The 19,675-nt window shown below is 36.8% G+C and carries 15 protein-coding genes and 1 pseudogene; 6 read left to right on the top strand and 10 right to left on the bottom strand.

What is annotated here, in order from left to right; all coding sequences use genetic code 11:
- Nucleotides 1-244: 244 nt before the first annotated feature.
- Complete coding sequence (locus tag CKF58_RS01215; RefSeq protein WP_119530169.1) at nucleotides 245-1,570, top strand: MFS transporter; 1,326 nt, start codon at nucleotides 245-247, stop codon at nucleotides 1,568-1,570.
- Between the two features lie 173 nt (nucleotides 1,571-1,743).
- Nucleotides 1,744-2,163 carry a hypothetical protein gene (locus tag CKF58_RS01210; protein ID WP_119530168.1) on the top strand — a complete coding sequence of 140 codons (420 nt, stop codon included), beginning with the start codon at nucleotides 1,744-1,746 and terminating at the stop codon, nucleotides 2,161-2,163.
- Between the two features lie 223 nt (nucleotides 2,164-2,386).
- On the opposite strand, the gene CKF58_RS01205 is transcribed toward CKF58_RS01210, so the two are convergent.
- The 6 genes and pseudogenes from CKF58_RS01205 to CKF58_RS01185 form a co-directional block, all read right to left on the bottom strand.
- Nucleotides 2,387-4,033, bottom strand: a complete 1,647-nt coding sequence (locus CKF58_RS01205; RefSeq protein ID WP_119530167.1) for a peptide ABC transporter substrate-binding protein — start codon at nucleotides 4,031-4,033, stop codon at nucleotides 2,387-2,389.
- A 471-nt stretch (nucleotides 4,034-4,504) separates the two neighbouring features.
- A complete protein-coding gene (locus CKF58_RS01200) occupies nucleotides 4,505-5,641 on the bottom strand; it encodes an N-acetylneuraminate epimerase (RefSeq protein WP_119530166.1) in 1,137 nt (378 codons plus the stop codon).
- A 262-nt stretch (nucleotides 5,642-5,903) separates the two neighbouring features.
- Nucleotides 5,904-6,125 carry a hypothetical protein gene (locus CKF58_RS01195; RefSeq protein ID WP_119530165.1) on the bottom strand — a complete coding sequence of 74 codons (222 nt, stop codon included), beginning with the start codon at nucleotides 6,123-6,125 and terminating at the stop codon, nucleotides 5,904-5,906.
- 506 nt (nucleotides 6,126-6,631) lie between these two features.
- On the bottom strand, nucleotides 6,632-8,098 hold the full coding sequence (locus CKF58_RS01190; protein ID WP_119530164.1) for a glycoside hydrolase family 32 protein: 1,467 nt from the start codon (nucleotides 8,096-8,098) through the stop codon (nucleotides 6,632-6,634).
- Nucleotides 8,099-8,584: 486 nt separating this feature from the next.
- Nucleotides 8,585-9,112 carry a PTS sugar transporter subunit IIA gene (locus CKF58_RS08525; RefSeq protein WP_245959220.1) on the bottom strand — a complete coding sequence of 176 codons (528 nt, stop codon included), beginning with the start codon at nucleotides 9,110-9,112 and terminating at the stop codon, nucleotides 8,585-8,587.
- Between the two features lie 60 nt (nucleotides 9,113-9,172).
- Nucleotides 9,173-10,582, bottom strand: a pseudogene (locus CKF58_RS01185) (sucrose-specific PTS transporter subunit IIBC); the annotation flags it as partial.
- Nucleotides 10,583-11,513: 931 nt separating this feature from the next.
- Between CKF58_RS01185 and CKF58_RS01175 the strand changes: the two are divergent.
- The 4 genes from CKF58_RS01175 (at nucleotide 11,514) to rapZ (ending at nucleotide 15,554) form a co-directional block, all read left to right on the top strand.
- The gene (locus tag CKF58_RS01175; protein ID WP_119530161.1) at nucleotides 11,514-12,662 is read left to right on the top strand and encodes an FAD:protein FMN transferase; all 1,149 of its coding nucleotides are present in this window, start codon (nucleotides 11,514-11,516) and stop codon (nucleotides 12,660-12,662) included.
- 427 nt (nucleotides 12,663-13,089) lie between these two features.
- Entirely contained in the window at nucleotides 13,090-13,389 is a 300-nt protein-coding gene (gene nqrM / locus CKF58_RS01170) for a (Na+)-NQR maturation NqrM (protein WP_119530160.1), read from the top strand.
- A gap of 75 nt (nucleotides 13,390-13,464) precedes the next feature.
- Nucleotides 13,465-14,652, top strand: a complete 1,188-nt coding sequence (gene mnmA / locus CKF58_RS01165) for a tRNA 2-thiouridine(34) synthase MnmA (RefSeq protein WP_119530159.1) — start codon at nucleotides 13,465-13,467, stop codon at nucleotides 14,650-14,652.
- 14 nt (nucleotides 14,653-14,666) lie between these two features.
- The gene (gene rapZ, locus CKF58_RS01160; protein WP_222987643.1) at nucleotides 14,667-15,554 is read left to right on the top strand and encodes an RNase adapter RapZ; all 888 of its coding nucleotides are present in this window, start codon (nucleotides 14,667-14,669) and stop codon (nucleotides 15,552-15,554) included.
- A 41-nt stretch (nucleotides 15,555-15,595) separates the two neighbouring features.
- Here the strand turns inward: rapZ and CKF58_RS01155 are convergent, their stop codons facing one another.
- From CKF58_RS01155 to CKF58_RS01145, 4 genes are all read right to left on the bottom strand, one after another.
- Nucleotides 15,596-16,231: an outer-membrane lipoprotein carrier protein LolA gene (locus CKF58_RS01155; RefSeq protein WP_119530157.1), complete on the bottom strand. Its 636-nt coding sequence runs from the start codon at nucleotides 16,229-16,231 to the stop codon at nucleotides 15,596-15,598.
- Nucleotides 16,232-16,294: 63 nt separating this feature from the next.
- Nucleotides 16,295-17,116 carry an outer membrane protein assembly factor BamD gene (locus tag CKF58_RS01150; RefSeq protein ID WP_119530156.1) on the bottom strand — a complete coding sequence of 274 codons (822 nt, stop codon included), beginning with the start codon at nucleotides 17,114-17,116 and terminating at the stop codon, nucleotides 16,295-16,297.
- Nucleotides 17,117-17,437: 321 nt separating this feature from the next.
- Nucleotides 17,438-17,596 (bottom strand): hypothetical protein, encoded by a 159-nt coding sequence (locus tag CKF58_RS08340; RefSeq protein WP_222987642.1) that lies wholly within the window; start codon nucleotides 17,594-17,596, stop codon nucleotides 17,438-17,440.
- Between the two features lie 296 nt (nucleotides 17,597-17,892).
- A complete protein-coding gene (locus CKF58_RS01145; RefSeq protein WP_119530155.1) occupies nucleotides 17,893-18,750 on the bottom strand; it encodes a metallophosphoesterase in 858 nt (285 codons plus the stop codon).
- Nucleotides 18,751-19,675: the final 925 nt, after the last annotated feature.

Here is a 19,675-nt window from a genome sequence, read left to right as displayed (position 1 = left end):
ACCCTTTGACATTTACGTAAATATCGCTATAATCTACGAGCTATTAAGGCAGGATCTGCTAAATAATAATCTTAAGATCTGTTGCCATTCTTGTAGCTTACTTTAGATCCTGGGGCGTCTAAAGTTGAATAAACTCTACATATGCGCCTATCTTTACCTTTAAATAGTTTAGGTTTCCTTAACTAAGGAATATGTAGTTCTTGCCCTCCTCCCTTTATGGGTCACCTTTAATTTGAAATTTTTTATGTCACAAAGTAAAAATGACACTTTAATTGGTAAAGCCGGATCAACTTATGTAGGCTTTGACGCTATAACTCCTCACCAACAAGCCTTACAGAAAAAACTTCCTAATAAGATCCTTTTAATTTTCACTTTAGGTCTATTAGCGATGAATGCATCGTTAGTTAATGACGCGGTTATTCCTGCTTTATTAGACCTTTCAACTTACTTTAATGCTTCGGTAGAACAGATCCAAGCGATTATCCCTTACTTTGCTATTGGTCTGGGCATCGGACAATTAATTTGGGGTCCGTGCATTGACCGCTTTGGACGGAAAAGCATTATTATGCTTTTAGTAGTTCTGGGCTTAATTCTTAATGGTATTCTACAGTTTACTGCTAACTACACCGCACTCTTAACTGTACGAGTTTTACAAGGGATTGTCTTTTCTGGTATTGGTAGTATTCCTTCTATTGTGCTCAAAGATGCTTACTCACCTAAAGACTTTGTTATTTATAACTCTTACTTAATGAGTATTTTCTTCTTTGGTCCAGCCTTAGCGCCAATGATTGGTGGTTGGTTACTTCTAATCATGCCTTGGAAAGGAATCTATTACTTTATTTCACTTCTCATTCTCTTTAGTGCAGCCGTATTCTTAATTAAGATCCCTGAAACTTTAGATCCAGAGAAACGTCAATCACTAAATACCATTCGTATCCTTAAAAACTACGGTGCGATTTTAAAAGATCCACGTTCAGTAGTCTTAATTCTTGCTTTTACTACCTTTGAGTTAGCGAGTTTTGCTTATCCAACTTTACTCCCTGCAGTATTAATGATTGACTATAAGGTAAGTAGTACTAATTCTTCGTATTTCCTAGCTATGTTAATCGTATTCCTCTCTTTAGGGATGTATGTAAGTCAACACTTAATTAAAAAAGGCGTTAACTTACAAACTATCTGGACAGTTGCTGCTGCCGGACAAGTTTTAGCCGTAGCTTTAAATATTCTGGTAATATATACAGTTAAAAACGAGTATACTATTACAGCCGCTATGTGTTCGAATACTTTCTTTAGCGGTATGATTAGTTCAAGTATTATGATGGTGTACTTAACTCGTTATCCACATATTACAGGTACAGCTTCGAGCTTAATGCAAGCAATTATGTTACTTGTACCAGGTTTAGTAATTAGTCACTGTGACTTTATTATTAAATCAGATCGTCACGAAGGAACTACTATGCTCTTAATCACTGGAGCGGCAATTGCGCTTAGTGGTTTATGCTCATTATTCTATCGTGCGGTTTGGGGCATTAACAGTAGCGCAGGGGCTGGCATGGCAGCTGGACACTAATACAAGTAACATTTCTTAATAAATATTTTTACGACTCCTAAAAGTTTGAAACCTACGACTACGGTTGTAGGTTTTTTTATTAGTTTTTGCACAAAAAGGCAAAATAATATATAATAAAGTCACAAAAAACAACGAACAAACATCATTAAGTCATACGACTTAAGGACATTAGCATGAAAAAAATGCTTTTAAATCTGCTATTTGTAGCTGCAGGTTTAGCAAGTTTGAGTGCTCAAGCAGCAACAGCGGCTTCATTTCCGAAAAATTATGGCATCCCTCCGCAACGCGAGTTTGATATGCCATGGCAAGAATACAATGATCCGTATGGGTATAATTTCTACGGACACCAAGATTTCGCCGTAATTAAAACTCCAGAGCGTGCGATTGTCGCAACCCTATACCGCTCACCTTATGTAAGTAATATTCTGATCAATACTAATCACGATGAAGAAAATATCTCCTTAATTACTTACAATTTAGGTTCGTATATTATTCAAGCTCCGGCAGTAATTACGCAACAACAGATTGCGCAACTTTTAGAAAAACTGCAATTAAAAGTTGCTTTACCAGATGACTTAACGCAAAATAACTAAACGTTAAGTTACCTTCCTATCAATGTTGATATGATAGGGAATCTTTTGTTTATTACATTGAAACAATACATTTAAATGATTACTCCTTTAACTCTGTGCTTACGCACAGAGTTTTTTTATGCCCCCAAAAAAAGCCTTATTCTAGGGATACTAGAATAAGGCTCACTTGTTGTCTAATAATATTTATATACTTAAGGTTAATTTAAAGTAATAACTTTAAAAACTATTTTGCACCTTTAGCTTTTTTACCAGCGATGAAGTAGTAATCGTAGAAGTAACGAACGTCGTTATTTGGATTATAACCTTGTAACGCTGGAGATTTAAGAGCTAAAGTTGTTGGATTCCATAATGGACCTACTGGTAAATCTTTTTCTAAGATTAAATTAGCTTTAGCGTAAAGTTGAGCACGTTTTGCACCGTCTTGCTCAGCTGCAGCAGTTTTCACTAATTTATCGAACTCTGGATTACAGTATTGTACATCGTTGATTGGTGAGTCACAAGTAAAGATGTTGTAGAAAGTTGACACTTGGTCGTAGTCTGCATTCCAACCACCAATCGTTAAATCATAGTTACGTTCGGTAGATACACGGCTTTGCCATGTTTTACTTTCAACTACTTCGTTTTTCAGGATTACTACACCACCAGTGTTTTGTTCCCAAAGACCTGATAAAGCAACGAAAGTTTTCTTATCTGCACCCGAACTACTTAATAAAGTAACAGTTAATGGTTTTTCTTTACTGTAACCAGCAGCTTTTAATAATGAAAGAGCTTCTTCTACGTTTGCTTTAAAGTCTCTTTCCAACCATGCTGCTTGTTTGATGTCTTGACCATCTTTAATGCCTGGAGGAGTTACGGTACTTGTTGCTACCCCGAAGCCTAAGATTTTCTCGATAAAGAATTTACGGTCAACAAGTAAAGTTAAAGCTTTACGTACACGAGCATCTGATAAACGTTTGTTATTAAATTTTAAGTAAGTTGTACTTAAAGGATTAATCGTTACTAGTTCATCTTTACGTTCAGCTAATACTTGTTTTTTAAATTGTACAGGGATACCTGTTGTTGGGTATTCACCTTGTAAGTATTTATAGTAACTGGTTAATGGGTTGTTAATAAAGTCGAAGTGTACTTTAGTGATCACAGTGTTTTTAGCATCCCAGTGACCGTCCCATTTTACAAAGTCCATAGTATCATTTAGACGGTTAGTTACGATTTTGAACGGACCAGTAGTAACAATGTTCTCTACAGATGTCCATTTTTCACCGTGTTTCTTAATTACGTCTTCACGTAATGGTGATAACACCGATAAGGTTGTCATTTGTGATAACCATGGAGTTGGTGTTGTTAAGTGTACTACTAAAGTGTAGTCATCTTTTGCTTCAACACCTAATTCAGAAGGTTTTTTCTTGCCTGCGTTAATTTCCGCTGCGTTTTTCACGTTTGCCGTTGCTAAGTAGTCAGCATAGCCAGCACCAGTTTTAGGGTCAGTTAAACGTTGCCAAGAATATACGAAATCTTTAGCGGTTACAGGTTTACCATCTGTCCATTTAGCATTTTTACGTAAGTAGAATGTCCAAGTTAAACCGTCGCTTGAAGTTTCCCATTTTTCCGCAGCCCAAGGGATATAGTTACCATGGCTGTCTTGACGTACAAGTGTATCGAATAACATTCTTAAAACTGAGAATGAATCTGAATATACACTTAAAGTTGGGTCAATGGTATCTGGAGAGTTACCATAGTTATAGTTTAATTCTTGTTTTTCTGCAAGTTTAGTGCCTGCTGGAATATCTGCCGCAAATGCAGAGGTTGCCGTGAAGCTGCCGGTTGCAGCTGCTAATACAAGGGCTAAAGCAACTTTAGTGAAATTTTTCATACTGCGTCCTTAATCAACACGAAGTTAATACTTCTTTTATATTTATCTTAATGCGGATAAAGAAACTATTCTTTATCTCGTTCCTTTTTATAATTAAAAATTATAATCTTCTACTTATATCCTAACAGCAATTTAAAGTCTGCGCAATAACTTAAAAGCATTTTTTAGTAAAAAAATTAGCTTCCAAGCCTTAAACTTGTAATTTTTCGGGATAAAAATTGCTAAAATTTTTATCTATGATTGTCGTTTTAGAGGCTAAAACATTAAATCTAGCTGCTTATTTGCTTTTTAGTTCTTTATTTTTCCTAGCTTGGAAATACAGTTTTCCGAGTCATACGACCCGGAAAACTAATCTAGTCAATAGTGTAACCCATAAAGGATTACTATCTTAAGGAAGAAGGTGTAAGTAAACTACGTAAATTTTTTATTAAATTACCACTTGTAATTTACTTGTTTTGTAGATTCTTCACTTTATTTAAATGAAACTTTGTTCGTTGCTGGATCATAGGTTACAACCCATACTTCAGCTAAACCTTTACCACCATCGGTTTCACCACCAAAAATTAAAGCTTGATTACCATAGGATAAAGTTACACCATAACCCGAACCTAGAGGTAAGTCACCTGCAAAACTCCATTTACCATCATTGAGGACAAAGGATGCTTTTTGGTAAACTTTTTTCAGACCTTGGTGTGCATATAATTTACCTGCTTTATAAGCATCGTGAGCACCAGGGAAGTTTGCCCCACCGGCAACAAATAGAGTTTTACCTACAAAGGCAGTGTAGCTACCAGCTACGCCGTCTTGTACTTTTTCACCTGGGTTAGCAGGTAAATCTTTAATTGATTCCCAATCTACTTCACCATTACGTTCAAACTTACCTACAGAAGCTTTATCTGTACGTAGACCAGGTTTAATTTCCCCACTTACTACGTATAGTTTGTTGTCATAAACGGCAACACCTGCCCCTGCACGTCCACGCATTTCCATACTACCTTCGTTAGCCCATTTATTGGTCGCTGGGTTGTAACTAAAGAGTACGTTATTAAAGAAGTAATCTTCTGCTCTTAAATCAAAATAGGCATTAGCAATAGCTGTTTTAGCTGCGTCATCTTTAGCTGCGGTGTGATCTTTGAAAAAGCCATTAAAGATTTCAAAGTTCGTACCACCTACAACATAAATTTTATCTTTGTAGTTTACACCTGCAGCCCCTACTAAACCTAGTGGTGAACGTGTGTTAAGTGTCGACCATTTATTAGTTGCTGGATCATAAACATAAGCGTCATTTACCGAAGTATTTACGCCATTAACTTTAGCCAAACCACCAAAGACATAAATTTTACCGTTTACCGCTACCACTACAGGCTGTACACGAGCTTCACCAGGGAATTCAGCTAACTCACGCCACGTAGGGGTTGCTGCTTTAAGGTCTAAGGCAAAGAATTTTTTACCTGCCGAACCTAAACCAACATAAGCCGTATCTCCAATTAAAGCACCGCCACCTTGAGCAACTGGGCTAGGAAGATTTGGATATTGGTTTGCTAAAGCAGTACCAGCTAAAGCTAGTAAACTAAAAGTTGCCAAAGATTTAAGAGCTAATTTCTTCATTATGGACTCCAATAAAGTGCGAGGGAAGTGAAAAGGAAAGCGATTGTTACCAAGCAAGTTACTTTAAGTTTCGATGACTTAAAGTTTTGGTTACTTAAAGCTTGTGTTAAAACTTCAGTAACTTAAAGTTAATGTCATTCAAAATTACTGTTGCTTGGTGGCAAACTTAAGCTCACACGACAAACGGCACTAACTTGCCGTGAACGCGACTAGTTAGTGCCGTTTGCTTAAGCAAGACAATTAATCAGATTTTATGCTGTAATTAAGCTGCTGATTTACCTTTATTTGTTGAAATAATAGCTTCAACAGGAGAAACCGGAGTAGCTTTTACTGTTTCGTTTACACGTTTAATACGACGATAACGACGTACTAATTTCACTTTACGACTTAATAAGTATAAAGGTAGGATCACGAAAACAAAGATAATACATAAAGAAATACTAATATGCATTAAGGCTTTTAACACAACATCAATAAGGAACATAAGTCCTCCTTAAAATCTAAATCCGCTTAGTGTAAGGCGCTAACCTAAATTTTAATTGCTAATTATATGTAGGTCTTGCCTTATTTATACTTTTATATTACTCCTATTTAATGAAAAAATCTTTATATCCTTTGCGATTTGTGTCAGCGGTCACACTTTTTTTGTTGCAAAAGGATTTACGTGATAAAAAAGGAGTAATTTTTGCTAGCTAGGTCTCCACGGTTGCGCTAATTTTCAAGGACTTAGAAGCAAAACCCAAACCAACACTATTTATATGGTTATTTGACGCAAAAACCCTCCTAAAAATTAATTTAGGAGGGAAAAGAAATTTTTTATCAATTTAAATTGTGCGGTGTGGTCTATAACCATTTAAGCACAAGCTTAGTTAAGATTGTTCCAATCTCAATTATTTAAAAGTTTTCTAATAATTAACTTAGCTTGGTGCGTTTAGATAAACTAAGCTTGACTAGCTAATTGCAAACTAAACTTAACCTGCTAAATACAAACTAAGCTTGACCAGCTAAATTAGTTACTTTTAAGCTACCTAAGGCATAAAGTTCAGCTTTAGTTGTACTACCTTGCACTAAAGATACAACTTCATCAGCTGGTTCAGCATATACACGCGTATTAAATACTTCAGCACCATCATTTAAGAAGATTTCTAAAGTCGAAGTATCGCTATATACGTGAATACGACTTAATGCTTGAGCTAGTTTTACATGACGCACATCACGACCATAACCTGATTTACCCATAGTTAAGGTTGCCACTTGCGTTTGTGCATTATAAGATAAAGTTACGTCACGACGTAAAGCCAGAGTAATGTCACCAGCCGCTGGTACTACGTCTAGTTCATATACTTTAGTGTTAATGCCAGCACGTAATTGCTCATCTGTCACTACAGCTTGAGTAGCTGGAGTTTGACGTAGAGCTTGTAACTCGTTAATTGGACATAAGTGTAAACGACCGTTTACATTTTTTAGTTCACGAGGTACTGATAAACAGTGTTGCCAACCTTGCGCTAAAGTAGGGTTTGTATAAGTAATATCTGGTAAACCAAACCAACCCACTAAAATGCGACGGTTGCTATCATCTACGTAAGTTTGAACTGCGTAAAAATCAAAACCACGATCAATTTCAATAAAGTCCGAAGTAAAACGATAAGTTTTTGCTTGCAGATCAATATCTAATGTATGGTAACCACATTGGTATACGTTGTTATATTCGTAACCTTTAGCTTCGATTCCTTGTGGGCAAGAGATTAAGAACCATTGACCGTCTAAATTAAATAGATCCGGACATTCCATCATATAACCACAAGTACCATTTACGTCTAGACGCATGTGGTATGACCAGTTATGTAAGTCATCTGATACATAGATTAGTACCATACCTTTAGACTCTAAAGTACGTGCACCTAATACCATGTAGTAACGACCATCTTGTTTCCAAACTTTTGGATCACGCACGTGGTTTGACATATCTGCAGGATAGTCAGCATTACACAATACTACTTCTTTCTCACTAAAAGTTACACCATCTTTAGAAGTTACGAGAATGGTATTTTGTTCACGACCAGCAGTAATGTAATCGTATTCTTGATCACGATGTTTTACATTACCAGTGTAAAAATAGTAAGCTGTACCATTCTCTATATACGCTGAACCTGAATACACCCCATCACGGTCGGCAGGATGATCGTTATATAGTGCAGGCGCATGATGCGTAAAGTTCACGTAATCTTTAGTAGAAACATGACCCCAGAAAATAGCTCCACCTTTAGGATTAAATGGATTGTATTGGTAGAACCAATGAATAGTACCGTTTAATACACTTAAACCATTTGGATCGTTCATCCAACCTGATTCAGGTTGAATGTGAAACTGTAAACGATAAGGATCATTAGCTACGTTTTGACGTACTGCTTGTTGTTCAGACGTATGATACTTATCTAAATATTCTTGTTTGTTCATAGAAATCCCTAAGTATTGTTTGATTGTGGTACAGGTAAAAATACCTGCTATTTTTTTCTAGCCTATTATAGCATTAAAGCAAATTAGTATTAAAATGATACCATTGTGGTAAAAGTGCTCGCGTGCTGTTCGCGTACGTACTTAAGATGTGTACTTACTTGCGATATGTGCAGTGCGTGCAATATATGCAATACTCGCAATTTGTATGCTTGCATAAGTACGGAGTATACCGAGCGTGCGTACAGTAAGCCTTACGGACAAAAAAGTACCCAGAGATTCTGAATCTCTGGGTTTAATTTGTTGTAAAAGTAGAGGTTTAAATTACTTAGACATTACGCTTGCGGAGAGCGCCAAAGAATAAGGCGTATCTTACTACCTTGCATCTAAGTGAGGCAAAAAGGAAGAAATTAGCAATAGCAACTAGTCTTACTTTTTGGCAAGCGCTTAACCATTGGTCTAAGAGTTAAGCCTAAACTTTTAGGTTGACTATTTAGCAGCTACTACTAATGCAGGTTCATTGTGGGCTAGATCACCACTACGAACATTTACTACTGCATATTGTTCTTCACCATCATCGTCTTCGAAGTTGGTAATAACAATTGGCGTTTCTGTAGATAAACCTTGAGATTTAATGAACTCAAGATCAGCTTCAAGTAATAAATCACCAGCGTTAAAACGGTCACCAGTTTGGACGTGAGCTGTAAAGCCTTGACCATTTAAGCTTACAGTATCCATGCCAAAGTGAATTAGTAATTGAATACCGTTATCTAATTGTAAGATTAAAGCGTGTTTTGATGGGAAAAGACTTTCAACTTTACCGCTTACTGGAGCGTAAACTCGACCTTCGCTTGGTTGGATTACCATACCCGGTCCCATAGCACCAGAAGCAAAGCCTGGATCTGAACCTTGGTCTAATGGTAATACTTTACCGCTAATAGGTGAAGCTAATTGACATTCTTGACCTTTTTCTAAAGCTTTAACTTGCGCTACTGCGATTTTTTTCTCAAAACGCACTTGTGTGTTTAAATCTTTATTTTCTTGTGCTTTTTTTGCAGCTTCTTGTTCTTCAAGAGCTGCTTTAGCTTCAGCACGTTTACCTAAAACTAAAGTAACTACGAATGCTACCACAATCGAAATTGCTAAAGCAATGAAGTAATCACCCCAGTGAGCAGGTACAACTGACACAAAGCCCACTAAACCAGCAGCACCTAAAGCAACTGCTAAAGTTTTAGTGAATGACATAAATGCCGCACCTAGAGCCGCACCAGTAATCGCACCAATGAACGGATATTTAAGTTTTAAGTTAACCCCGAACATTGCTGGTTCAGTAATACCTAGTAAGGCTGAAATACCTGCTGACGCACATAAAGATTTAACTTTTTGGTTGCGTGAAGTTAGTAATACTGCTAGAGTTGCAGCACCTTGTGCTACGTTTGAACATGCAGCAGTTACGAAAATGAACGTACCACCAGTTTCAGCTTTAGCAGCAATTAATTGGGTTTCGATTGCTACGAATGATTGGTGTAAACCGGTAATTACGATTGGTGCATATAGACCACCGAAGATTGCTCCACCCACAAAGTTTAACTTGTAGTAGATCCAAGATAAACCTGCAGCTAAGTAATCACCTGCGTCACGTAAAATCGGACCTACGAAAATAAACGTAATTGCTGAAGTAACAATAATCGCAATTAATGGTGTAGATAAGTTATCTAACCATGATGGTGTAATTGAACGTAGGAAATTTTCGATTTTCGCAAGAATCCAAGTTACGGCTAATACTGGTAATACTGTACCTTGGTAACCAACTTTATCAATGTGGAAACCAAAAATATCCCAGTAAGGAACTTGGTCGGCTGCTGTACTACCATATACGTAAGCGTTTAGAAGATCTGGGTGCACCATGATCATCCCCATTGCAGCACCTAAGAATGGGTTACCACCAAAGATACGGCTTGCAGAGAACGCAATTAGTACAGGTAAGAAAATAAATGGCGCATTGGCAAATGAGTTAATCATTTGGCTAATGCCATCAATGCCTGGATAACGAGATAATAATGAAGAACCGTCAGCAAAGAATGAAGCGGTTAATACATTATAAAGTCCCATTAAAAGACCCCCAGCAACGATTGCTGGAATGATCGGCACGAAAATATCAGAAAGAATTTTTACAACACGTAAAACTACGTTTTTCGGTTGTTGGTCGTCAGCTGCTGCAGCGTTTTTGTTTTCAGTTAAGCCGAGCATCTCTTGCATTTCAGCGCAAACTACATTTACTGTACCTGCACCGATAATAATTTGGAATTGACCTTTAGTATTAAAAGTACCTTTTACTAGATCAATCTTATCTAGCTCTTTTTCGTTAGCTAGATCTGGATTTTTTAATACCATTCGTAGGCGCGTAGCACAGTGTACTACAGAGATAATGTTCTCTTTACCACCTACACCTGCAATAATGGCTTTTATATCTTGTTCGTATTTCATGGAAATAATTCCTAGCTTTTGCACTTTTACAACAAAGTTTTTATTTCAAAAACCGGTCTATATTATACCTTATTCTGTGACTAAAAATAAGCCTTTACCCCAGAAGAGGGTAATACTTAAAGCTAGTACCTAACAAGACAAATATAACCCGTAAACTAGCTAAGGCTCATTATGAACTAAGATCCGTTACGAACTAAGCTCATGAGAACTATAACCATTCTACAGGTGGTAAAAGTATTTCCTCTTTTTCCCTACAATTTACTCAAAATTTAGAGCTGATTATTGTCAACAAAAATTAAACTGGAGAGTGTTAGAAAAAGTAAGAATGTAAGAAAGTAATAGAGTATATTTGGAGCATGTAAAAAATATACCAAGTTAACTCTCTACTCTACCTTTCGTTTGCCTAACAACTTTCATATCTACAGTTGCAAGTGAATTAATAGGTAAGATGTTTTTATGAGTGATTAATTACTTTTAGGTCTTTGCTTTAAATACTATTTTAGTATTAGAAAAGGAAAGAGATGCAACTTTTTACGCAAAAACTTACTTTTTGCCAACTAAGTCACAAATTGATTTAGATGATTATGATCTAAACGATCAGAAAACACCTAAAACGAGCAAGAAGTTAGTAAGAAGAAGAGGAGGAAGAGGAGAAAGGAGACGAGAAAGAAGAGGAAGAAGAAAGCGATTTTTATGTCATCTTTAAGGTACAGCTCACGTTGGGTAAAGAGATCACAGTGTGGTATCACTTTTTCCTTGTGGCTAAGACTAAGTTAAGTATAATAAAGGGCAAATTTACAAGATTAAAGATACTAGTAGGTAAAAATAGAGCGAAATTTTCTGAAGTTTTAATCTTGTTAACTCCAGTTTTCTTTATCCTAGAGCTAATCTTTAGTGATTATGCTTAGAGCTATCTTTTTTGGAAACAAATATGTCTACAAAAAAACGTTTAATATGGGTAATTATTTTCTTTATTATTGCCCTAATTCTTAAACAAACTTTCTTCCCTAATAAAAATGAAGATACAGCTGCCGCAGCTTTAAATAATCAAAAAGCCGCAGCAACAACTGCTGCTAACACCGATGACATTAAAACTCCAGCTGTGCAAATTTCTGGTAATGTCTTCGGTACGTCATATCACATTACTTTCTTACCTTCTGAAATGGATCAAAAACCAGAACAAATCCAAGCTGGTTTAATTGAGTTCTTTAAACAATTTAACAGTGAGTTCTCAACCTATGATCCTAAATCAGTAATTTCTCAATTTAATGATTTTGATAAGGCAAACGTTGAGTTTCCAGTATCGCGTAACTTTGCAACCGTAATCGCTAAAGCTCGTGAAATTTGGGAAATGACCGAAGGTTACGAAGATGTAACGGTTTACTCTTTAGTAAAAGCTTGGGGCTTTGGTCCAGGCAAAGCTAACGATTCATTAACTGATGAGCAAGTAAAAGAATTACTTACTCACGTAGGTATGGATAAGTTAGCTCTAATCGAACACCAAGATGGGACTTTTGCCTTAGTTAAAAGCGACGGTAAATTACAAATTGACCTTTCTTCAATTGCTAAAGGTTATGCCGTTGACCTAGCAGCACAATACCTTGCTGAGCACGGCGGTAAAAACTACCTCGTAGAAATCGGGGGCGAAATTGTTGCTAAAGGAGTTAATCCATCAAATCGTCCATGGCAAGTAGCTATTGACCAACCGCGTGAAGATGGGGCGAACTCTGTTAATACCATTATTGGTATTGAGAATAAAGCTCTGGCAACTTCAGGTCACTACCGTAACTTCCGCTACGTAAATGGTAAACGCATTACCCATGAAATCGATCCATTTACCGGTCATTCAGTTACGCACGATACCGTTAGTCTAACAGTTATTGCTAACGACTGTATGACAGCTGACGGTTTATCTACCGGTTTATACGTAATGGGAGCGGATAAAGCTTTAGAAATTGCCGAAAAATACAATTTAGCAATCTTTACTATTCAATTTAAAGATGGTAAATTTGTAATGCGTCAGTCTTCAGCCTTTAGTAAAGCTGTACTAACAGAAGCTGAATTAAACGCGAAAAAATAATTAACCTTTTGCCTTGCTACTAATTGGTTAATAGACTAACTATTAAATACATTCGATAGATGTATTTAGCAGATGTATTTAGCAGATGTATTTAGCAGATGTATTTAGTAGATGCATTTAGTAGATGCATTTAGTAGATGCATTTAGTAGATCCTCTTAGTAGATCAATTTAGTAAAAGCCCTTAAGAGGCGTATTAATCGCTACACTTAATTTACACTCTAAAGCTTGCAAGAATTTCTTGCAGGCTTTTCGTCTATGCCGATTTTTAAGTAATCCTAAGCTAAATCGCTTATAATAGTCACAGATTTAACTGCATATTTTATTCTTCAGTTAAATCTTCCATATCTCTTATTAACCCTGATAAAATCTAGGCTCAACTTCTTATCCCTCCTCTGAAGAAGCTATAAGCCTTAAGGCCAAGGTGGTATGTATATTACTTTTATCCTGACTTTTGTCATTCTCCTACTTGTAGTAGCTGGAGCTTCAATTGGTGTAATGTTTAAACGTAAACCAATTCAAGGCTCATGCGGCGGCTTAGATGCTCTAGGCATTGCTAAAGCTTGCTCATGTAAAACTCCTTGCTCACAAGCACAAGAACGTATGGCAAAAGAACAACTCGATCAACGTAAAGCCCAAGGTACTGATAAATTACCTGAAGTTGATGCTAATCTGCAAGCTGCATATGTGGCTGACCGTACAGGTGAAGGTAAATTCACTCGGGATTAAGATTTTTAAAGGCAGCTCATTTAGAGTTGCCTGTTTTTTGCTACAGATTTTATCGCTAACAGAAATGGTTTATTTATGACATTGCAAACCGCAAACGTGCAAGAACTAATTGCCCATTTAAAAGCCAGTGCCAAACCAGAAAATGCCAACACTAAAGTAATTGTCGGCATGTCTGGTGGTGTGGATTCATCTGTTTCGGCTTATATCCTGCAATTACAAGGATATAAAGTCGAAGGCGTGTTCATGAAAAACTGGGAAGAAGATGATGGTACTGAATATTGTACTGCTGCCGCAGATTTAGCTGATGCGCAGGCTGTAGCTGATGCTCTAGGCATTAAGTTACACAAAATCAACTTTTCAGCCGAATACTGGGATAAAGTTTTTGAAAACTTCTTACAAGAATATGCAGCCGGACGCACTCCTAACCCAGATATTCTTTGTAATAAAGAAATTAAGTTTAAAGCCTTCTTAGAGTACGCTCTCGAAGATCTAGACGCTGACTACATTGCTACCGGTCACTACACTCGTAGTGGCGCTGATGCCGATGGCAATGCTACGCTTTTACGTGGCTTAGATAACAATAAAGATCAGAGTTATTTCTTATACACTCTTTCTAAAGATGTTTTAGCTAAAGTGCTCTTTCCAGTAGGCGAACTCGAAAAACCACAAGTACGTCTGATTGCTGAACACTTAAACTTAAAAACAGCTAAGAAAAAAGATTCTACTGGGATCTGTTTTATTGGTGAACGTAAATTCCAAGAGTTCTTAGCCCAATACTTACCAGCTAAAAAAGGTGAGATCCGCAATTTAGCAGATGGACAAGTAATTGGTACACACTCGGGTGCTATGTACTACACTATCGGACAACGTAAAGGTCTAGGCATCGGTGGGATTAAAGGTCATCAAGATGCTGGCTGGTTCGTAGCACAAAAAAACGTAACTACTAATACGCTTTATGTTGTAGATTCAGATAAAGATCCTGCTTTATATGCAACAGGCTGTACCGTTACCCAATTATGTGTATCAAGCTTAAGCTTTATGGACTTTATTGATTCACAAACTGGACGCGTAAAAGAAGGCATTACTTGTAAAGTACGTTACCGTACGCAAGATGTGCCATGTCAATTAACTTACTTAGACGAGCAAACGTTACAAGTAACTTTTAATGAGCCTCAATGGGCAATCACTCCTGGACAATCAGCTGTCTTTTATTATGGCGAACGCTGTCTTGGTGGTGGCATTATCGACAAAACTCTAAATTAAGATCGGAGTTACATATGGATTTAATTGTAATTAGTGGTCGCTCGGGAGCTGGTAAATCAGTCGTGCTTTCGGTGCTCGAAGACCAAGGATACTATTGTATTGACAATATTCCAGTAAAATTACTGGATCAAGTTGTAGATGCTCTAAATAATACTACGCAAAAAGTAGCCATTAGTTTAGATATCCGTAATCTTAAAACCTTTACCTCTGCAGCAGATATTGAGCAAGAATTACAAGTTCTGCGCCAAAAATATCGCACGAGCATCGTCTTTTTAGATTGTGATCCAAATGTAATTATTAGTCGTTATGCTGATACACGTCGCACCCACCCTTTAATGAGTGCCGATGGTTTAAGTCTCGAAGAATCAATTGAACGTGAATATGGTTTACTCGCCGTAATCCGCGAATGTGCAGACTTACAGTTAGATACGACCAACTTAAACGTACACAAGTTAGCTAGTCGCATTAATGATTTCTTACAATTAAGCGAAATCAATAATGAACATCAAGGCTTTAAACTCCTGTTTAATAGCTTTGGCTTTAAAAAAGGACCTCCACCTAGTTCGAACTTTGTCTTTGACGTAAGACACTTACCTAATCCTTATTGGGATAAAAAACTAGCTGTACTTACCGGCAATGATAAACCAGTACAAGAGTTCTTTTTACAACACCCTGAACCTCAACTCGAACTCGAACGCATTATTACTTACTTAGATGGTTGGTTACATATGGTTGATAAAACTACCAGTCGCCGTTTTTGTATTGTCTCGATTGGTTGTACGGGTGGACAACACCGTTCGGTATATATTGCCGAACAACTAGCCCAACATTATGCCCGTTTGGGTTATCGTACGCAAGCCCACCATTATAGTTTAGGTGTGACTAACAATTATCAAGCATAAAAATAGACCCCTCATTACGAGGGGTCCATTTTTATGCTTATTTATTTACGAGTTACTTTAGCATTAGCTGGGTAATTAACTTTAAATGAATCCGCACCTAAACTAGTAACTGTAAAGTTACTAAATTTATAACTTGCTTGATTACCATTAGCTTCTACATAGCTAAATTCAGTTAAATTACCATCATTTAAACAAACGCGTAAAGATTTGTAGCTTTGTTTTAATGCAGAATCTTGAATGTCGTAACAACCATCAGCTTTTTGTACACTTACATTATCCCAAGCTTCACTTTTAGTATTTAATAAATATAAAAATGGCATAGGTTTGTTTTTATCTAAAGCCGAAATAGTTACTTGCTCTACGAACGGATCATAGTAAGTAATTTGGTTGTTATATACCGCTAGGTAGTTTTCTACTGGACTAGTTTGGTGTAAGTATAAATTACTTGGCTTTTGCGCACGTAATTCACCGCTTTGTTCATTTAGCACTTTACCTTTAGGATCAGTTGCTTTAAGTGTGAATTTGGCTGTAAAAGCATTGTAATTTTGTAAATAAGTTAATAATTCTTGTTTAGCAGCACCGGCAAAGCTTACTTTAAAAGCTTGAGCGCTATTCATTAAAACCGGACTTGCTAAACAAGCAACAGCTAAACCTAAACTAACTAGAGATCGACGCATAATAAGAGAATTCCTTCGTATTACTCTTTATCAAGGATAAAGGTAAATATTACTAGCTCGCTCTTATTTGCTCTCTTGATCTAAGAATGCTGGACGATAAGAGGCAAGACTAGGTACTTTCGTAATTAATGGACGTTTGGTAACTTGTGCTAAACGAGCTTTAATTGCTTCATATTCAGCTGAGTATTCTAAACCTAAAGTACTAGCCGCTTTACCTAATACTTCTAAAGCTTGTTCAGCATAAGCTGAATCAGCAAAGTTAATTAATACTGTGTTTGCACGTTTGTATGCAGCCACAGGATCATCAAAACGTAAGTAAAGTTGTGCTACTTTTAAGTTGTGTTGCGCTACTTTATCAGCATAGAAGTTGAAAAGATTTTGCGCATACTCTTTATAAACAGAAGTTGGATATAAATCTAAAAGAGCTCGTAAGTCAGTTAAACCTGTTTCAATATCTGTTAAATCGTTATCCGCTTGGTTCATGTTAAATAACTCTTGGAAGAAACCACGGTTAGCTTTAAATGAACTTTCAGCGTGAATTAATAACATGTAGTCACCGTAAGGAGCTACTTTATTTGGGAAACTTGTAAAGTATTTATTGATTTGCGCAGTTGCTAAATCATAGTTCTTTTGCGCAAAATCAGTATATGCTTGTAACACACTTACTTGTTGTGCGTATTGACCAAACGGATATTGTAATGATAATTGCGTTAATACGCTATTGGCATGTGAGAATTTATTTTTATTTAAATCACTCACTACCGTTTGGTATAAAGATTGTTCGTTACCCGCAATGTAAGTTACGGTTTGCTCTTTACTTGCACAAGCAGTTAATGCTAAAGCAATTGCGATGCCTGAAACTAATTTTAATTTGTTAAAAGCCATGAGGGTTTCCAAAATTAGCGGTTTAAGGTAGCGTAAAACGCTTTTTAAACTGTATTTTTATATAAGCAAATAACCATAAAACTAGCACTACCTAGTTTTAGGTAAGAGAAAAATCTGAGGAAACGGTAAATTTTTTACCGTGCTGTTTAATTATAGCATAGCAGCCTATAGCACGTCTGGCTAACAAACGGCACTTTGCAATCTTTACTATAATTAGCGCTAAGAAAATACAGTTAATTACCAACTAAGATAAATATATGGCTGACATAGCCATAATTCAACTGCTCAAGCTAATTTTACTTAACAGGACCAATAACCTAACTAATTTAACCACCAACAAATTCTGCGCCACCAACGAGGTTTACGTAGAGGATCTACGTGATGATCTACCTGCGGCTGGGCAAAGTCAAAATTGCGTGGTTTACGAGCTTTAGGATTAACCTCTGGAGCTCCTAAATCATTGGCATCAAATTTATTCATAAGAATTTTTTAAAATTTAACTACTTAGACAAATCTTTTTTGCGAAAGTGGGCTAAATAGCGCAAAAATATATCGCTATAAATACAAGTTAGAATAAAGCTAGCTTAATTACAAGATAAAGTAGATCTCATTACAAAAGGTATAAGCCACAGCTCAAAACCTTAAACTCGTAATCAAAGCTTTAACTAATACTTTAACTAAAGGCAAAGTCGACAGCAAGCTGTCGACTTTTACTACCTTTACCGGTTCATCTTAACCTTAGAACTATATCTAAGCATCTACCTAAAATCTAATCTTTAATAACCGGTAATAGGTTCTACAGATGGAACTACATCGAGACGATATAATTGCTGCTCAATAGTTCCGTTGGCTTCTAAACTTAAAATCCGATAGCCTGGAGCTAATTCATCTAAGGCAAAATCTACCGCATGCGGTTTAAATTGAATAGACGTAGCTGGTACTGCCATAACTTTAGTATTGCCTACCATACTAATAATATCTTGATGAATATGTCCATGCACTATACCTTTAATAGCCTCTAAGGCTTGTACCTTTTGCCAAAACTTATCTACTCCCTTAAAATCATAACTATCTAACCAAGCACAGCCGGTTGGTAGAGGATTATGATGTAAGGCTAAAAGTACATGTTTATCGGGCTGGGAAACTACTAACTCTTGGATGAATGTACATTGCTCTTGAGTTAGTTCCCCTCCCACTTGGGTTGGTAATTGGCTATTGAGTAATATCAGATTCCAATACTGATTTAAATTAATAACTACTGCTTGATTTACTTGCGCAACTAATTTTGCTGGCTCAAAATGTGCATGTTGCACAAGTTGGGCAAATAAATCTAACGGATCATGATTACCGGGGCAAAGGTAAACAGGTGTTTGCGGATATTGCGATCTCAGAGCTTGAATAAACAGCTCATAAGCATCTGCTAAATGATCATGCGATGACACTACATCATGTACTATATCTCCTGTACAGACAATGGCATCATAGGTTAGATCTAGCTTGACACTAGTTTGCGCAGCATGCTCTAATACAGCTTGTAAACAGCTATAAGGAGCGATACCAGCAAATAAACATTGTGCTTCTGGTAGCAGATGGTGACCCGATATATGCAATATCTTAAAAGATTCTAATTGCATTGTCTCTCTTGGTGAAATCACCGCTTTGGATAGAGGATCTAGCCAGAAAGGAAATTTTCCTTTGCTATATTACAGTGGATATCATAGTTTGCTAACTCTGAATCCAGCTTTGTAATAGCTACTTCTGACCACAGGTTGGGACATGCAGGGAAATGTCAAAAGCTCAATCCTATTTCCTAGATAAGATTAAGTAAAAGTTACTCTGAAACCTGACTAAGTTTAGCGATCTTCTATACATTTAACTTACGCAGTAAGCTCACATAGGGCTTAGAGCACTTAGGTACAAGGAGCTATAGAGCAAAAAGCATTAATAAATTCTTTCCCTGTGCTTAAGATTACTTTTAGTTCTACAACGCAATAATAAATACAGCATTTGTCGCAAGATAAGATCTCTTATCTTGCTAAAAAATCGACTTAAAATTGACTTAAATTTGTGATTGCAGCCTTTGCTACCAAGCTCAGCAAATTGAGGATGGCAAGACAAATCAAAGCTTATTCCTTGTATGGATCACTATATCATACTTAGATACAAGAAAAATTACTAATAGTCAGATTTGTGTCACCAGTCGCACTTTTTTGTGCTCAATCGAGTAGATCCGGCCTAGGTTGTATAGTTATACCTAGGATCGCGACCTCTCACACTACCGTACGTACGGGACCGTATACGGCGGTTACGTCCAAAGTCCAGAGACCTAGTACTCTGGGCTTTTCTTATTACCCTAATTCTTGTTAAGATATTCGCGATGAATTAGGTTTAGCCAAGTAAAACCAGCTTTAGCTAACGCTTCGTTAGTTAATGCTGAGTTTAATAGACTAGAACAGAACCTATATCTGCGGCATCCTGACCATGGTATTTTCCCTTTGAACTTAGGATTAAGTTGGAGTAACTTTTTCTTCCTGTTCTGTGGTGTTTTCCATTGTCTCC

This window comes from Psittacicella hinzii, from assembly GCF_003585935.1.
Taxonomy (GTDB): Bacteria; Pseudomonadota; Gammaproteobacteria; order Enterobacterales; family Psittacicellaceae; genus Psittacicella; species Psittacicella hinzii.
Note: the sequence above shows the minus strand (reverse complement) of the source record. Positions and strands in the feature narration are given on the sequence as shown.

Coding starts and splice junctions, on each gene's coding strand:
- CKF58_RS01210 (WP_119530168.1), top strand. CDS start 1,744: ATGAAAAAAATGCTTTTAAATCTGCTATTTGTAGCTGCAGGTTTAGCA.
- CKF58_RS01175 (WP_119530161.1), top strand. CDS start 11,514: ATGTCTACAAAAAAACGTTTAATATGGGTAATTATTTTCTTTATTATT.
- CKF58_RS01200 (WP_119530166.1), bottom strand. CDS start 5,641: ATGAAGAAATTAGCTCTTAAATCTTTGGCAACTTTTAGTTTACTAGCT.
- CKF58_RS01155 (WP_119530157.1), bottom strand. CDS start 16,231: ATGCGTCGATCTCTAGTTAGTTTAGGTTTAGCTGTTGCTTGTTTAGCA.
- CKF58_RS01215 (WP_119530169.1), top strand. CDS start 245: ATGTCACAAAGTAAAAATGACACTTTAATTGGTAAAGCCGGATCAACT.
- CKF58_RS01195 (WP_119530165.1), bottom strand. CDS start 6,125: ATGTTCCTTATTGATGTTGTGTTAAAAGCCTTAATGCATATTAGTATT.
- CKF58_RS08340 (WP_222987642.1), bottom strand. CDS start 17,596: ATGAATAAATTTGATGCCAATGATTTAGGAGCTCCAGAGGTTAATCCT.
- nqrM (WP_119530160.1), top strand. CDS start 13,090: ATGTATATTACTTTTATCCTGACTTTTGTCATTCTCCTACTTGTAGTA.
- CKF58_RS01145 (WP_119530155.1), bottom strand. CDS start 18,750: ATGCAATTAGAATCTTTTAAGATATTGCATATATCGGGTCACCATCTG.
- rapZ (WP_222987643.1), top strand. CDS start 14,667: ATGGATTTAATTGTAATTAGTGGTCGCTCGGGAGCTGGTAAATCAGTC.
- CKF58_RS01190 (WP_119530164.1), bottom strand. CDS start 8,098: ATGAACAAACAAGAATATTTAGATAAGTATCATACGTCTGAACAACAA.
- CKF58_RS01205 (WP_119530167.1), bottom strand. CDS start 4,033: ATGAAAAATTTCACTAAAGTTGCTTTAGCCCTTGTATTAGCAGCTGCA.
- mnmA (WP_119530159.1), top strand. CDS start 13,465: ATGACATTGCAAACCGCAAACGTGCAAGAACTAATTGCCCATTTAAAA.
- CKF58_RS01150 (WP_119530156.1), bottom strand. CDS start 17,116: ATGGCTTTTAACAAATTAAAATTAGTTTCAGGCATCGCAATTGCTTTA.